The 14,395-nt window shown below is 61.6% G+C and carries 15 protein-coding genes and 1 pseudogene; 8 read left to right on the top strand and 8 right to left on the bottom strand.

Translation table 11 applies throughout. The annotated features are described in order from the left end of the window. Window positions 1-5: 5 nt before the first annotated feature. From tnpA to BMX61_RS23855, 3 genes are all read right to left on the bottom strand, one after another. Window positions 6-404 (bottom strand): IS66-like element accessory protein TnpA, encoded by a 399-nt coding sequence (gene tnpA / locus BMX61_RS23860; RefSeq protein ID WP_075625317.1) that lies wholly within the window; start codon window positions 402-404, stop codon window positions 6-8. 273 nt (window positions 405-677) lie between these two features. Beyond that, the gene (locus BMX61_RS24500) at window positions 678-977 is read right to left on the bottom strand and encodes a hypothetical protein (RefSeq protein WP_139199005.1); all 300 of its coding nucleotides are present in this window, start codon (window positions 975-977) and stop codon (window positions 678-680) included. 245 nt (window positions 978-1,222) lie between these two features. Next, window positions 1,223-2,322, bottom strand: a protein-coding gene (locus BMX61_RS23855) for an IS3 family transposase (RefSeq protein WP_092743076.1) whose coding sequence is annotated in 2 segments (ribosomal slippage) — window positions 1,223-2,070 and window positions 2,070-2,322 — 1,101 coding nt in all. Because the reading frame shifts where the segments join, the coding sequence is not laid out codon by codon here. Between BMX61_RS23855 and BMX61_RS23850 the strand changes: the two genes are divergently transcribed. Beyond that, window positions 2,313-2,612: a M20/M25/M40 family metallo-hydrolase gene (locus BMX61_RS23850; protein WP_083639422.1), complete on the top strand. Its 300-nt coding sequence runs from the start codon at window positions 2,313-2,315 to the stop codon at window positions 2,610-2,612. The genes BMX61_RS23855 and BMX61_RS23850 overlap by 10 nt on opposite strands. A gap of 370 nt (window positions 2,613-2,982) precedes the next feature. Next, window positions 2,983-3,222, top strand: coding sequence for a hypothetical protein (locus BMX61_RS24495; RefSeq protein WP_139199004.1), 240 nt, complete (start codon window positions 2,983-2,985; stop codon window positions 3,220-3,222). 124 nt (window positions 3,223-3,346) lie between these two features. Here BMX61_RS24495 and BMX61_RS23845 read toward each other — a convergent pair whose 3' ends face one another. The 5 genes and pseudogenes from BMX61_RS23845 to BMX61_RS23825 form a co-directional block, all read right to left on the bottom strand. After that, the gene (locus BMX61_RS23845) at window positions 3,347-3,796 is read right to left on the bottom strand and encodes a TA system VapC family ribonuclease toxin (RefSeq protein WP_075627527.1); all 450 of its coding nucleotides are present in this window, start codon (window positions 3,794-3,796) and stop codon (window positions 3,347-3,349) included. Then, window positions 3,793-4,020 (bottom strand): CopG family transcriptional regulator, encoded by a 228-nt coding sequence (locus tag BMX61_RS23840; RefSeq protein ID WP_075627526.1) that lies wholly within the window; start codon window positions 4,018-4,020, stop codon window positions 3,793-3,795. Before BMX61_RS23840 ends, BMX61_RS23845 begins: the two co-directional genes overlap by 4 nt. A 200-nt stretch (window positions 4,021-4,220) precedes the next feature. Then, window positions 4,221-5,279: an IS630 family transposase gene (locus BMX61_RS23835; protein WP_083639420.1), complete on the bottom strand. Its 1,059-nt coding sequence runs from the start codon at window positions 5,277-5,279 to the stop codon at window positions 4,221-4,223. A gap of 259 nt (window positions 5,280-5,538) precedes the next feature. After that, a pseudogene (locus BMX61_RS23830) lies at window positions 5,539-5,754 on the bottom strand (nucleotidyl transferase AbiEii/AbiGii toxin family protein); the annotation flags it as partial. Continuing rightward, window positions 5,747-6,340: a DUF6088 family protein gene (locus BMX61_RS23825; protein WP_075627525.1), complete on the bottom strand. Its 594-nt coding sequence runs from the start codon at window positions 6,338-6,340 to the stop codon at window positions 5,747-5,749. The pseudogene BMX61_RS23830 and the gene BMX61_RS23825, both read right to left, overlap by 8 nt. Window positions 6,341-6,815: 475 nt before the next feature. Between BMX61_RS23825 and BMX61_RS23820 the strand changes: the two genes are divergently transcribed. The 6 genes from BMX61_RS23820 to BMX61_RS23795 are packed head-to-tail and all read left to right on the top strand — an operon-like array spanning window position 6,816 to window position 13,325. After that, window positions 6,816-8,546 (top strand): phospholipase D-like domain-containing protein, encoded by a 1,731-nt coding sequence (locus BMX61_RS23820; protein ID WP_075627524.1) that lies wholly within the window; start codon window positions 6,816-6,818, stop codon window positions 8,544-8,546. A 10-nt stretch (window positions 8,547-8,556) separates the two neighbouring features. Then, a complete protein-coding gene (locus BMX61_RS23815) occupies window positions 8,557-9,606 on the top strand; it encodes a DUF2278 family protein (RefSeq protein WP_075627523.1) in 1,050 nt (349 codons plus the stop codon). Between the two features lie 9 nt (window positions 9,607-9,615). Further along, window positions 9,616-11,163 (top strand): hypothetical protein, encoded by a 1,548-nt coding sequence (locus BMX61_RS23810; protein ID WP_075627522.1) that lies wholly within the window; start codon window positions 9,616-9,618, stop codon window positions 11,161-11,163. Beyond that, window positions 11,160-12,215: a DUF2252 family protein gene (locus tag BMX61_RS23805; protein WP_075627521.1), complete on the top strand. Its 1,056-nt coding sequence runs from the start codon at window positions 11,160-11,162 to the stop codon at window positions 12,213-12,215. Before BMX61_RS23810 ends, BMX61_RS23805 begins: the two co-directional genes overlap by 4 nt. Continuing rightward, the gene (locus BMX61_RS24490) at window positions 12,115-12,705 is read left to right on the top strand and encodes a hypothetical protein (protein ID WP_139199003.1); all 591 of its coding nucleotides are present in this window, start codon (window positions 12,115-12,117) and stop codon (window positions 12,703-12,705) included. The genes BMX61_RS23805 and BMX61_RS24490 overlap by 101 nt, the downstream gene beginning before the upstream one ends. A gap of 23 nt (window positions 12,706-12,728) precedes the next feature. Next, window positions 12,729-13,325 (top strand): hypothetical protein, encoded by a 597-nt coding sequence (locus BMX61_RS23795; protein ID WP_075627519.1) that lies wholly within the window; start codon window positions 12,729-12,731, stop codon window positions 13,323-13,325. Window positions 13,326-14,395: the final 1,070 nt, after the last annotated feature.

The following is a 14,395-nucleotide window of genomic DNA, read 5'->3' as shown; positions in this document are numbered from 1 at the left end:
CGCGATCATGCGTCTTCAACCGAGCGGATCAGTGCTTTCAGGACGTCAGGCGCAATGTTGGCCTCGACCTTCAGGACGCGGCCGCCCTTGCAACCGATCTCGATCCGTATGGGCCGTGCCGACCGCTTTGCTGCAGGCTTGTCGACTGGGGCGGGTCGCTCGGCTTCGTCGCTCGTCTCAGTGGCAATCAATGCGACCGACAGAAAGGAGACCACCGGCTCCGACCGCTCGGCCGCGAACTTGCGCCGCCAGGTATAAATCTGCTGGGGTTTGATATCGTGCCGCCGCGCGACGTCGGCAATCCTGGCATCCGGCTCGGCCGCCTCCTGCAGTATCGAAAGCTTCTCATCGTCAGACCAGTCGCGCCGACGCTCGACGCCTGTCAAAATCTCCATGCGGCCCATAGTTCATCCCTGATGACGTCTCTGATGACGGAATTAGTGACGTAACTTCAGGTGTTCGCGGGAAATCTCAAAGACGGCTTCACCGGACGCTTACTGTTACTCAATCTGACGGTCCCGCAGACGCCAGCCCAAGGCTTCTGCCTTGGAAAATTATTCCATATTCCGCCCGGACCAATGATCGGCCTTGGCCTTCAGATCAGGTGGACATTTTCCATGCGTGTGTATCCCCGGCCAGTTTCCGGCAGAGCAGGCCGCTATAGGCGCTGCCCTGTTTCACCAGATCATAGGCATATTCGGATAATACCGCAGTGGCACGTCCGAGATGGCAAGCGCGTCTTCGAACCAGCTTGTATCGACATCATGTTCTAGTAGGAAGGACGCAATCAGCGTGACAGTCAGCTTACCGTCGAGAAGATCGCGGGAAGGCTCGAGAAGGCTTCCGTCTGCTGCCGGATGACTGTGGCGCTCATTTGGGACGATTGTGCGAAAGCCGCCGCCAGGGGCGTGCATATCACCAGAATGGCAATGCAGAGTGCTTTCATAGTTTTTCCTGCCGATTTCAACCATGGGCATGTTTGGCTCGAGCGGCATTTTATATATGCGTACAGTACCATTCTCGACCGAATTCACAAGCGCGTATGAGGCAGTTTGGCGCACGGTCGTTCTGGCATAAATTACGGTTATTGAACCATTTTAAAAAACTTGAACAGCGTCCTCGACCATATTGAACACGACATCGGCGAAATATTAAATACTGAAGCCGTGACGTGCACCCCGATTTTGGGCCAGCGGGAGCTGGAATTTTCCGGGGTTATGGCTCAGGTCGGCGGTGGTGCCGATGAGCCGTTCATGAGCGAAATCGGTACCTTGTTGCCGATGGCGCTGTGTGGCCGGACCTCGTTATAGTCTTTGCGCCAATCCTCCATTTTTACCCGTGCGTCGTCAAGGTTCATGAACCAGTGGGCATTGACGCACTCCGCCCTGAACTTGCCGTTGAAGCTTTCTATGAAGCTGTTGTCGGTCGGCTTGCCTGGCCGGGAAGAGTCGAGCACCACGCCCTTGTGATAGGCCCACAGATCGAGATCGCGAGAGATGAACTCGCTGCCGTTATCGACACGAATGACCGCCGGGTAGCCAACCTGGCGACATGTGCGTTCCAAGGTCTGGACGACGTCTTCTCCCTTGTAGCTGAACCGTGCATCAACCACCGGCGAGAAGCGGGAGAAGGTATCAACGACCGTCAGTACCCTGATCTTGTGGCCGGTCGCCAACTGGTCATGCACGAAATCCATGGCCCAGACATGGTTGAAATGGGCCGTAGCGGTCCGGTCTGACCGCAGCTTTGCCTTCACGCGCCGTTTCGGCACCTTGTTGCGCAGTTGCAGGCTCATCTCCTTGTAAAGGCGATAGATTCGCTTCGGATTGACAGGCCATCCATCCCGCTTCAGCAGAACATGGACGCGCCGATATCCATATCGGACGCGTGTCTGGCAAATATCCCTGATCCTGAGCTTCAGTTCAGCCTGCTCGCCGCGTTTCGACTTGTAGACATAGAGCGACCGGTCGATCTTCAGGACCGCGCAGGCCCGGCGGATGGATATCTTCCAATCGGACCGGACCTTGTCGACAAGTGAACGCTTGCGGGCAGGCTTCAGAGCTTTTTTGACAGCACATCCTGAAGCATGGCCTTGTCCAGCGACAGGTCGGCGACGATCCGCTTCAGATTGGCATTCTCCTCCTCGAGCTGGCGCAACCGCTTCATCTCGGAGGGCATCAGACCTGCATACTTCTTGCGCCAATTGTAGAACGTCGCATCGGAAATGCCCGCCTTTCGGCGGACCTCGCCGATCGGTGTGCCGTCCTCCGCCTGCTTCAGAACGAACGCGATCTGCGCCTCGCTAAACTTCGATGCCTTCATCGGAATTCTCCTCTCTCCCCGCAGGGATGATAAATGGAAAATTCCAGTTCCAAATGGCCCAATTTCTTGGGGGCACGTCACTCGTCTCCGGCGCGTTTCACGACGCCCTCTTCATCAGTCGAATTCTTCCTAGTGCCATGATCTTCGTTCCATGCCGGGGAGGCGTCAGCCATAATGAAGCGGAATCCGTTTCCGATGATCATGTCATTCTTGGTGCCCGGACGCTACTAGAGGTTGCGATTGATCTCGCAAACCGTACCAGTTTGCTGTCAGATTGCCATCTGTTGTGACATCGACGTCAGCGATAAACGCTTGATTAACACGGCCGAAGAGGAGGTAGTGACGGCAGTAGTGGCGGACGGCCGGCTTGAAGCGCTGCCGCCAAGCTGTACTCGTTCCAACAGCCAACGCTCCTGACGCCCGCTCAGGTCAAGCACATATGCCGCTGACACCACGGTCATCCGGCCGGCAACCTTCTTCGCCGAAATCTCGGTCCGTTGCAGATCGCACTCGCTCTTCGCTATCAGTCCCGTCCGCTTGTCTCCCGGGCCTCAAAGCCGGGGAGTGGGACATTCCATCTTTGCGGAAACAGGACATTCCAACTTTGCGGCTACAAAAGCGTGTTGCGTAATCTATATTATGGAACAGAAATGATGCGAATTGAGCTTCAAGACGGTAGTTTTCGAGCACGCCTTATCACCATTCTTTTTGAAACCGACCCAAGCACGATCCGCCGATCTCGTCCTCAACGGCTCTCCTATGCATGCTTCCTGGCGCCGGACAGTTGAAAGCTCGTTCAACAATGTCGTGCGCTTCGGCTTCGACCGCTCACGCTTCGGTACGCCCTACTGGCCGATGCTGTCGCAGGGCGAGCGCCTTGTCATCCTCAGGGTCCCGTGATGAGGGATACGACAAGATCGGGCGGCTCGTTTCGGCCAACATAATCGAAGCCGGGCTGAGAGTGCCCTTCACCTATCTCGGCCTGCACGAGACCCGCATGGTTCTCATCGAGTATATGAAGGCCTCATCGTCCGGTGGTCCTCGATGGGATCAGGTGCAGAGCCGCCTTACCGTTTCGTACGGCGGTGACCGAAAGCCTCCTGTCGAAGGTGGCGAGCAGACCACCATGAGCGCGGGCCAGCGCCAGCAGAAAGGTATCGGTCACCTGCGTGGAAGTAAGAATCCTGTCGGGCAAAAGATCCGGCCCATCGACAAGGCTGACATCGTCTGGCCAGAAACGATGCCCGGGCAGTGATCGCAACGTCTTGACGATGGCCGCGACATCGCCTGGTGTTCCCGGCGAATTGGGATATTTTGGGTTGCCGACGATCCTGATGACACCGTTCTCCGTGATTGGACAGGTAGCCCAGTCCAATCCACCAGTCGCCGCGAACCAGGCATGGGCATCCTCGTGTGCGACGTGGCCTGGATCAATTAGGGCGATCAGCACGTTGACATCTAACAGAAAGGTCATGGCAGTTCGTCACGCAACGCGTTCACGAGGTCCAGCGTCACGGGTGGTGAATCGGGTCGGACCGAAAGCAGCGGAATGCCGTTTCGCTCGCCGCCATCTTGCGGACGATACAGCGAGCGGCGCGCCAGATCGGAAATGACCTCACCGACGCTCCGGCGTTGCTGGTTGGCCAGAGCCTTGGCTGCCAACAGAATGTCGTCATCGATAGCCAGTGTCGTTCGCATCGCTACGTCCCTGCATCAATCATCACGCATCATATATCAGTGTGCTCCGGCGTTCTCAATGGGCAAGCTTGTCGATCCGCAAACGTGACAATGATTGGCGCGAGCTGGATCGCATAGCAAAAGCGAAGCTGAGAGAAGGCCGCTGCGCGGTGTCTTGCTCGAACGAAGTATGGGCCATCTGGCGTTTGATACCGCCGAGCCTATGAACTGACCTGTTTGATCCAGGGATATAGGCAGAGGGATCGGATGCGGTCTGGGTCTTCGGTTTCGGCGTTCCAGGCCTGGCAGCAGGCATCGATAATGTGATCGCGATCCCGGAAGATGCGCAGGCTCAGGAAGCGTTCGCGCAAGAACAACCAGAGGCGCTCAACCGGGTTCAGCTCGGGACTGTAGGGCGGCATGGTGACGAGGGTGATGTTGGCCGGCAGGTCGATGACCTTCTCGGCGTGCCAGCCAGCTCCGTCATGCACCATGACGACATGGACGCCGTCCTCGATCGTCCGAGCGAAGTAGGCGAGGAAGAGCGACATCATCGCGGCGTCGGCATAGGGCAGGACCAGCGAGAAGGCCTTGCCCGTCGCGGGCTCGACGGCGCCGAAGATATAGGCCCACTCGAACCGCTGGTCGCACAAGCCCGGCGGGCGGCGTCCCTTCGCCCACCAGAGATGGCAGGTGCGCCCCGTCTGCCCACCCGGGCCTCGTCTTGGAGCCACAGCGCGATCCGCTTGTCCAGGTGAGACGCGCGCCGCTCTCAGGGCTTGGGCGAGCCCCCCCTTTTTGAAGCGCTCTTGCGCCTTGGCGTCCTTGCGCGGATGAGAGGCCCTGGCCTTCTGACGCGAGAAGCCGTTGGCGCGCAGGATGCGTGACAGGCCGGCGGGATGCAGCCTCTTTGCGAAGCGCGTCTCGATCAGATCGCGAAGGGCTGGCAGCGTCCAGGCCGACAGCCCGTCCCGATCCGGATCGGGGCCGCGGAAGAGGACGTTGGCAAGGCTGCCCTGCTCGCCCTCGCTGAGCCTTGGCTCTGGGTGCCCCTTGGGCCTGTCGCGAAGACCGGCGAGCCCTTCGGCGTTGTAGTGCACCACCCAGTCGCGCAGCGTCTGCCGATCCATGCCAGCCGCGTCCGCCGCCTGCGCATGGCTCATCCCCGACAGAGCGTTCGCCAGAGCCTGAAGGCGAGAGGCCACGCGCCCGTTGGTCTCACGCCGTGCAAAGCGCCTCAGTTCGACCGCCGGGTAATCGACCCTGATCTCCAACGCCATCCTGAGCCTCCTTTCGGAACTCAGGAAAGCCCCTTTGCCCCTTGACGCTAAATCACGTCCGAGTCAATTCATACGCTCGGCGGTATGACTGCTCGAAGCGGACCGGCAGGGAACCACCCCTCGCCGCCTGACTTGTCGCCCCAGCTCGCCTTTCGGGAAGCGCTTGCGGATTGCGGAACTAACACAAAAGGAGGGTGAAAGGCGAAGTTGCCGGCAGCGTCGCGCTTTATGCCTTCCGATAAATGGCCGTCTGCGGACATGCTAACCGCCTGATGACGCCATAGGCTTTCGAAAGCGAAGTGCCGCCTTTGAAGACCAGATGTTCGCCGAGCGGTGAGGCGTAGAGCGTCGACAACGCCCATACCACCCACGCATCCTTCTCCAGCAAGTGCGCCGGTCGGCCCGAACGGTCGGCAGCGACGCTCAAGGCTTCCCGGCGATCTCCGGCCGAAAGGAGGAGGAAGGCGTCAGCCATGCCCGACCTTACCCACGCTGCGCGGGAGCCAGATCGGAAGCTGAGGCGCGGCCGCCACCAAATCACTGAACGCAGCGGGCGGTAGTTTGCGCTTCAGGGTCTGGAGGGCCGACTCGGCCCTCTCCGGTCCGAGCCAGGCAAGCGCGCGCACAGCCTGTCCCGCCGGCCGATGCGCCATGGCGAGTTGCCAGCGCGGAGCGTGGCGAAGCTCGACGGTTCGCTTGCCGAGGCTCATCTCCCGGGTGCGCCCCGACGTCAGATAAACCGACCGGACCGGCACCTGCGTCGTAAGGCCGAGGCTGTTGGCGGCCGCCGCACCGCTCGAGACGATGACCTCGCCGCGTTGGGCGGCAAGCGCCTCAACCGCCTGCTCCACCGACGGCGCCCGGGTGCCGAACCAGCTCGTGATCGGCAGCAGATAAACACCGCGCCCCGCCCGAAGCAGTTGGCCCCGCTCGGCCAGACGCGACAAGGCCTGGTCCACCGCAGCGCGATTGCGAAGGTGGAGCAAGCTCTTAGCCGTGACCGGCGTGCCTTCCGGCAGTCGCTTCGCGTGCTCAAGAATCCGTTCAGTGAGGCGCTGCATGGGGATTCTCCTGTCAGAAACGTACATAGTTTTCTGACAGTTTCCAACCGTGGCGTGGCTCGCCGGCTAGAGGAGCGGCGCGTCTTTATCGAGAAGGCCGTCGGAAAGTTCTCGCGCGACGAAATGGGGCCGGCCTGGGTGGCGAGTGCCAGTGCTTCAACCACCTCCCGAGCCAGCGAACGGACCATGACCCGCTCCTCCGTCGAAATGGCTGCCATCGCGCAGCCGTGCAGGAAGGCGCAGCCCATCCACTTTGTTGCCTTCAGAGAGAGCACTTCAATAATCGATCATTCGAAAGCATGACGTCTACACTGGGCCGCTTGAATTCATGGCTCCCCCGGCAGCGCCATTTTAAGTCTAACGCTTCAGTTCTGGCATATTCCGTTACGAGAGATTGAATATAACCTTTGCAACGCTGGGCTACATGACGTAATGTGCAAGGAGCCTATCGACCGTCTGCAGATGGAGCGGACCCGTGCGTGCCGAAGCAAATGGCAAGGTCATCAGTCTCAAGGCGATTGCCGGCACGCGGATCGTGCTTCTGGCGATCGCGATCGCTGAAGAAGCGCGGCCCGGGCTTCTCGGCTTCGCCATCGCGCGGGTCACGGGCGAAACGGTCGATTGGCTGGAAGGCCGAAAGGTCTTCGCCTCCATGGTGCCGCATCCTGATCCGCACGATCGCTTCCCAAGCAATCGTCAGCCGATCCAGAGCCTGATTTGGGCTGATTACGAGGCGAAGCCCGGCGCCACGATCCGCTATCGCGTCCAGCCCGTCCACGGCACGCCGGCCGCGCCCGTGCTGGGTCAGGGCACGGAGATCACGGTGACGACAGAGGACCCGGAGACGGGCACGCATGGCATCTGGTTCAACCGCGGCGCCATCGCCTCGCAAGCCTTTTCCGACCATTTCAAAAACCGGCCACCGAAGGACGAGAACGATCCGCAGGACAAGGAGGTGCAATGGCTGGCGCGCGGCGCGCTGGATGCGGCGCTCGCCTTCATCGCCCGCGTCCCGGCCGGCGAGGCGCTTCGCGTCGCCGCTTACGAGTTCACCTATCCGCCGATCCTTCTCGCGCTGAAGGAGGCCGCAGCGCGTGGAGTCGACGTTGCCGTCGTGCACGAAGCCGGCATGGCGTATGACCGGGACGACAAGCGCCTGGAGGATTCTGACGCCACCGTTTCAGCACGGAATGCCATCGCCGCCTTCGGGCTCGACCGACAAGACAATCTGCATCTCATCCCGCGCACGCGCCGGCGCAAGATTCCGCACAACAAGTTCATCATCCACGTCCAAGGCGGCAAGGCGCTGGCAGTCCTGACGGGCTCGACGAATTTCACCTCGTCCGGCTTCATCGGCCAGACGAATGTCGTGCATATCGTGCGCGACGAGGCGGTAGCCGCCTCCTATCTCGCTTATTGGACGGAACTCTCGGCCGACCCGACGACGCCGCAGCTCTCGACTTGGACGCAAGCCGAGACGCCGCAGGACGATCTCGACGCGCTGACCGAGAAGCCGGGGACGGTGCCCTTCTTCTCGCCGCGCAAGAATGACGCGATGCTTACCTGGTATGCCGAGCGCATCGCATTAGCGCAGGAAACGGTGATGTTCACCGCCGCCTTCGGTGTGAACAAGCTTATCGCGGCTCAGTTTGCCGTCGATCGGGACTTCGTCCGCTTCCTGCTTCTCGAAGACGAGCCGGATCGAGAGCTCCGCACCAAGCTGACGGCCGACCGCGACGTCGTGGCCGCCTATGGCGCGCTTCTTGGCGCCTATGCCAAGGGGAAAAAGATCTTTCCACCCTCAAGCCTCGACCAATGGTTCTTGAAAGAGGAGCTCTTCCGCAAGACAGGCCATGTCTTCTTCATCCATACCAAGTTCCTGCTGATCGATCCCTTGGGAGACAACCCGCTGGTCTGCACGGGTTCGGCGAATTTCTCCTCCTCCTCGCTGACCGGCAATGACGAGAACATGCTGCTCATCCGCGGCGACACCCGCGTCGCCGACATCTATCTCACCGAATTTGACCGGCTGTTCCGCCATTTCTACGCCCGTCAAACTATCGACCGTCTGGCGGAGCGCGGCCTGCCTCTCACGGAAGCAAAATTCCTGGACGAGACCCCGGACTGGCTCGCCGACTACGTGACGCCCGGCCGGATGAAGACCAACCGCCAGCGCCTGTTTTTCCCCGACTGGCCCACCCGCTAGGACCAAACCCATGCCGCTGAAGAATTATTCCGTTCTGAAAGGGCGTCCCATCAACAACCGCCTGGCGACCGGCCAGAACCCGCATTACCAGGTGCTAGTGTCCGCCAATGGCCAGTCGCACCGGATCGCAATCAACGTCCAGTCGCAGGACGGGAGCGAAGTCCAGTTCCTCGTGCGCTCGCGCTTCGAGCATCCGGTCACGGAGCAGCTCGAAGCGCTGGCCGAGGGCGTCCATCCCGCGCCGCCGCAGCCGAACGGGCTTGCCCTCGACTATATCCGCAGCAATCTCATGCAGCCCTGGGAGTTGAAGCCACTCCCCCTTTCGGCAACGGGGCCTGACAATGATCTCAACGAGAAGATCGATGCCCTCGTGCAGCGCGCCATGGCCGACGAGGAGGCCTTGATCTATGCCTTCGGCGAGACTTGGGGGCCCGAAGCCGACAAGGCCGACAAGTATTTCGGCTTTCTGCCAGGACGCGGCATCCACGACATCCACATGAATCAGGGCAACCCGCCCGGGCGCTTCGCCAGCGACAACGGCCGGTACCAGGACGGCACGCTCCTCTTCGAATTTCCGCGCGAGAAGCAATGGGCGGCAGTCTTCCTGAAGTTCCAGACGCAGGCCTGGCATTCGGACGAAGCGGAGGCCAACCCGATTATCCCCGCCGATCCGGACCACCAGGGCGAGCCGCATACACCGGTCGACCGCGACCAGATCCCGCCACGCGACGTGCCGGACGGGCTGGTGCGCATCATCGCCGCACTCGTCAACGACACGCATGATCCCGAGCACGAGACGGTGACGCTGCTGAACACCTCAGATGGCGCAGTCGACCTCGCCGGCTGGTCGATCAAGGACAAGCAGAAGAACGCCATGCCGTTGTCCGGCCAGATCGCAGCCGGTGCGACGCTAACGGTCGACATGCAAAAGCCCGCCCTCCTGTCCAACAAGGGCGGCATCATCACCCTCCTCGATGATAAGGGCCTCAAGGTGCACGGCGTTTCCTACACACGAGACCAGGCGCGCCAGCCGGGCCGCACGATCCCCTTCCAGAGCTGATGGGGCCGCATGGCAGAACGCTCGCCCAACGCGGACGGACCGCCTGAGACGACGCCCGCTGGGAAGCCGGCAGGGCGGGCGAAGCCCTTCCCGCGTGCAAAGCAAGCCGTCGTCCTGGTTCATGGCATGGGCGAGCAGCGCCCGATGGACACGATCAAGGGGTTTGTGAAGACTGTCTGGCAGCTCGACCCGGACGTTCATCGTGGAGGGGTGTCCGATCCAGAAGCGGTGTGGAGCAAGCCGGACGAGCGCGCGGGTTCCCTGGAGCTGCGCCGCATCACCACGCGGGATAGCCGGCGCTCGCCCGGCGCCTTCAAGAACGGAGTTCGCTCCGATTTCTACGAGCTTTACTGGGCCGATCTCACCGGCGGCACGCCCTGGGAGGAGTTCCGGGCCTGGCTAGCTACGCTGCTCTGGCGCAACCCCCGCCGAAACGTTCCGGCGCGGCTCCGCTCGGCCTGGCTCGCCCTGTGGCTGGTGACGCTCGCCTTCGGGCTGATCGGCCTCTGGGCTGCGATCCCGCCGGAGACGCAGCTGCCTTTCGGCATCGCTCTGCCCGATGCCGGTGGCTGGCGTTGGCTGATCCTGCCGGTCATCGCAGCGGGAACAGTCGCCCTTCATCGCGAGGTGCAGAAGGGCTTTGGGCGCGTAGCGCGCTATACCCGCGCGACGCCGAGCAATATTGCCGCCCGCAAAGCGGTGCGCGAACGCGGGCTCGCCCTCCTCCAGGCGCTGCACGACGACGAAGATTACGGGCGCATCATTCTCGTCGGCCCGAGCCTCGGCTCGATCCTCGCCTATGAGCTTCTCGCCTTCTTCTGGGCCCGTCAGGGCGCGGCGCGACGGATGCGTGAGGGCACGCCGGAATTCGAAGCGCTGCAGCGGCTGGAATGCGCGGCGGCGGGACTTGAGACCGAGCCGGACAACGTGCTGCGGCTCGCCGCCTGGGACGAGGCGCAGCGAGATCTGCGCCGGCGTCTGGCGGCGCGTCCGCTGGAAACCGGCACCCGCTGGATCCTCTCCGACCTCGTCACGGTCGGATCGCCCCTTGCGCACGCGGAATTCCTCATCGCGGCCGACCGCACCGATCTTGAACGACGGCAAGTGGAGCGCGAAATGCCGATCGCCCCACCGGTTCGCGAGCCGCTCGAGCCAGGGAACGAGAAAGCGGCCCGCGCCTCGGGCGGGTTTCCGATGCCCGACGATCCGACGATGCCGGCCTGTCTGTTCAGCTTCCCGATGCGGGATGAGGCGAAGTGCTGGGAACTTCATCATGCGGCGCCCTTTGCAGCCGTGCGTTGGGCGAATCTTCATGACCCCGCGCGCTTCATTCTATTCGGCGATCTTATCTCGGGACCGCTCCGGCCAGTCTTAGGTCCGGCGATCGAGGACATCGATCTCGCTGCTCTTCGCGGGCCAGCCTCCCACTTCACGCATTCGCGCTATTGGCATCCAGAGGCAGATGGCGCAGCCTTGGCGGCGCTGCGCCGTGCGATCAATCTTCTGGATGAGCCTCGGGCACGTCTCTCTACGGCAAAGGGGGCGGAACCCCGATGACCGTGCTTAGCTTCGCCACCTCGATCGCCGCCTATGAGGCCGCGCTGGCAGCCCGTTTTGGCGCTTCGATCCGACGCGCGGATCTCACCGTTAAGCACGAAAAGATGGCGAAGGACGCGTTCCAGTTTTTGCGTGGCACCTGCTGGCGCTGGGCCGAAGCCGCGGCGACGCTTTGCCCTGAGCTTTGCAATGCACCGGAAGCCGGCTCGGTCGGCGATGCTCATGCCGGCAATTTCGGTCTGTGGCGCGATGCGCAGTTCCGGCTCGTCTGGGGCGTCGACGATTATGACGAGGCGGCGCGCCTGCCCTACCCTCTCGACCTTGTCCGGCTCGGAGCGAGCCTGATCCTTGTGGGCGCCGGAGCCGAGCCGTACGAAGTAGCCGACTGGATCCAGGCAGGTTATGGCGACGGGCTCGCCGCGCCGGAGCCTTTTGTCCTTGAAAGCCGCCACCTCTGGCTGCGCGATCTCTTCGAGGCTGGTCCCGAAAAGCGGGAGAGGTTTTGGAATGAGCTGGATGCCTTGCATGAGGCGCCAGTCGAGCCGGAGGCTTTCGACGCTCGTCTCCGGGCGGCCCTGCCGACCGGCACGTCGGCGGTGCGGATCATGCCGCGCCAGGCGGGCGTCGGCAGTCTCGGCCGGCCCCGCTTCGTCGCGCTCGGCCAATATCGCGGCGGACCGATCGCCGCCGAGATTAAGGGCGGGATGCCCTCCTGCTGGACATTAGGACGCGAGGCCGGTCTGGCTGAGAGCCTTGCTGGAGGCCCTCACCGCTCGCCTGATCCGACGCTGGTCTACGACGCGGACGCCGTCCTGCGCCGCCTCGCTCCGAACAGCGGCAAGCTCAAATTCGCCGAGGTCAAGCCAAAGCTGCAGGGGCAGCTGATCGCGGCTATTGCGGGTGATCTGGCCGCGATCCATGCCGGGGCCGGCGATTCGGGTGAGATCCGCCATGATCTCGAACGCCGGCCCGCCGGCTGGCTTACGGCGGCCATCCGGCGCGTCGCGCAATGGACGGAAGGGGAGTGGAATGTCTTCAAGAGACAAAATTGAGAGGTCATACCGCGTGCCAGCATCGGCAAGACCCGTCTGTTCGATCGGCATTGCAGCGACCGTTCTCGCTGTCCTGACCTTCGGTTCGCAAGTGGAGGCCGCTAACCTCCTTGAACGGGCGGTTAGCGCAGCCGAGCCGTGCAGCGCGTTGAAAGCCGACCTCGGTCCGGTCTCGGTCGGTATCGATAAGGTCAAAGAGGTCCGCATCGACGAATTCCTGCTTTCGGCCGAAGGCAATGCGGGAAGCGCGCGGCTGATGGGCATGCTGGCCTGTAAGACATCCGACAAAGCTGCCGCTCGCGGTGACGCCAGTGCCACGATCCGTGTCGAAGCGGCCTTCGATCTGCGGACCTGCGAGATCCAGAAATCCGAAGCCCACGTGCTCGAAACCGGCGGCACCTACGGCAGCGTCATTGCAGCTTTTTCAGGCTCGATCGAGGCCGCTCTCAAGAACGGCATTCGGTCCGAGATCGCCAAACTCTGTCATTAGCCATCAAAGCCGGGAGGCAATTCATGACCCTCATCAGTGACAATCAAGCGCCGGAACGGACGAAGGATCCGGTCTTTCGCCTTGCCGGGATGGGCGTAGCTCTGCTGCTAATTTCCTTGTTCGCTTCGCGAGCACCGACGACGTTCAACGGCAAACTCCCCTTCATCGGGCAATTCATCCCGCTCGACCTCAATGTCGTCTATCTGATCGTTCTCGGGCCAATCGCCGCTACGCTGCTTGCAGCCTATTTCTGGCACCTGACCACCGGCCGGTCTCCCGAAAGCGGTAACAGGTCGCCCTACGATCTACGATCCCTCGGCTTCCTCTTCGGCCTGTTCGGTGCTCTGACACTCCTCCTGTCTGTCCAGTATTTCCTCATCCTCGCGCCGGAACCTCTATGTCCGACGCGGTCGCATTTCGATTTCCTCTGGACGAACCCGCCCGGACCGACCAGGATCTTCCATTGCATGGGCGGGACGGAGGAACTGAACAAGAATTCTCCATATTACCTCGAGCCCATGATCGTCCAATCCTGGGGGCACATCTTTTGGCCGATTCTGACAAGTTACTTTCTTTATAGAGCTTGGCAACGTTGGCGGCCATCATCTGAACGACGATGAGTGTCCACTGCGAATGAGAGAGCTGGCGCGAAGATAATGCATGCGAAAGCAATTGCGTGCATAGATATTCGACCGGTCGACGGGCCACAGATTCTCGCCACGCTTGCGGCTTCGCCATCCATATCGCTGCAATCGCAACGTCGCTGCCTATTTTGTTCGCTAGCACGCGTTCTTGATTGGTCACGGAGGCATGGCGCCCAGTCTCGATCGGATTTTCCTCCTCGGCTTCGCGTTTTCGTTGGCGGCGGTCGCTGTGGCGTTGGCCCTCTCGCTCCGTCCACCACAGAGGGGTCGCCCGCGCGGCTCTTCGCCCGCACCCTTGCTTCCTTCGTCCTGTCGGAGAAACTTTGCCGTTGCTACATCTTCCTCCCTGTTGGCACGATGGTCGCCACGCCTCAGGCGCTGAAGTTCGAGCTGCAGTTGCCGCAATATGTCCTCACCGGAACAGTAACGCTCCAGTGCCTGACGTTTGCGTGGAGATTTGACGTCTTCTCGACACACGCGCATCCTACATGCCTTCGCAAGGCAGTCGAAGAGTAGCGACTGGTGTTTTTGCACGCTTCGGCAATCCCGGTCTTCGCACTAGACGCATGTTTGTTCCGAGCGCGCCAAACGCTCCGCCATGTCGAGGGACGCGAGTGAAATGACTTTGGATTCGCAACCGGCGCGGAGATCGTCATAGGCTCTTGCCAAATCTTGGTCCTTGGCAAAACGTCCACCCGAAACAAGAACTGCCTGACTCGCTCCAATAGGCCTCTAGCGAGCCCACCGTAGCGAGACCACACAGCAGTTCTCCTTCGGTTACTGCTGAAAGGACGGTGCCCGGCATTGGAAGAGTGGCAAAGCAGTCACTGACTTCGGGGCGATCGCCCTTGATGACGTGGCTGCCGATGTTGGTATCGAGCCTCCACATAATTATCCTGCCATCTCTCAAAGGGATCGCGCTCATCCGAAGCTTGGCCGCAGTCGGCTGCTTCGTAAGCCTCCGGTGAAGGCCGCAGGTCAAGCCGCTTGAGCGTTGACGGTTAGCGGTGTCCAATTCCACGGAAGCAGTTGCTCTAGCCTGGTCA

This window comes from Xaviernesmea oryzae (assembly GCF_900109605.1).
Classification (GTDB): domain Bacteria; phylum Pseudomonadota; class Alphaproteobacteria; order Rhizobiales; family Rhizobiaceae; genus Xaviernesmea; species Xaviernesmea oryzae.
Note: the sequence above shows the minus strand (reverse complement) of the source record. Positions and strands in the feature narration are given on the sequence as shown.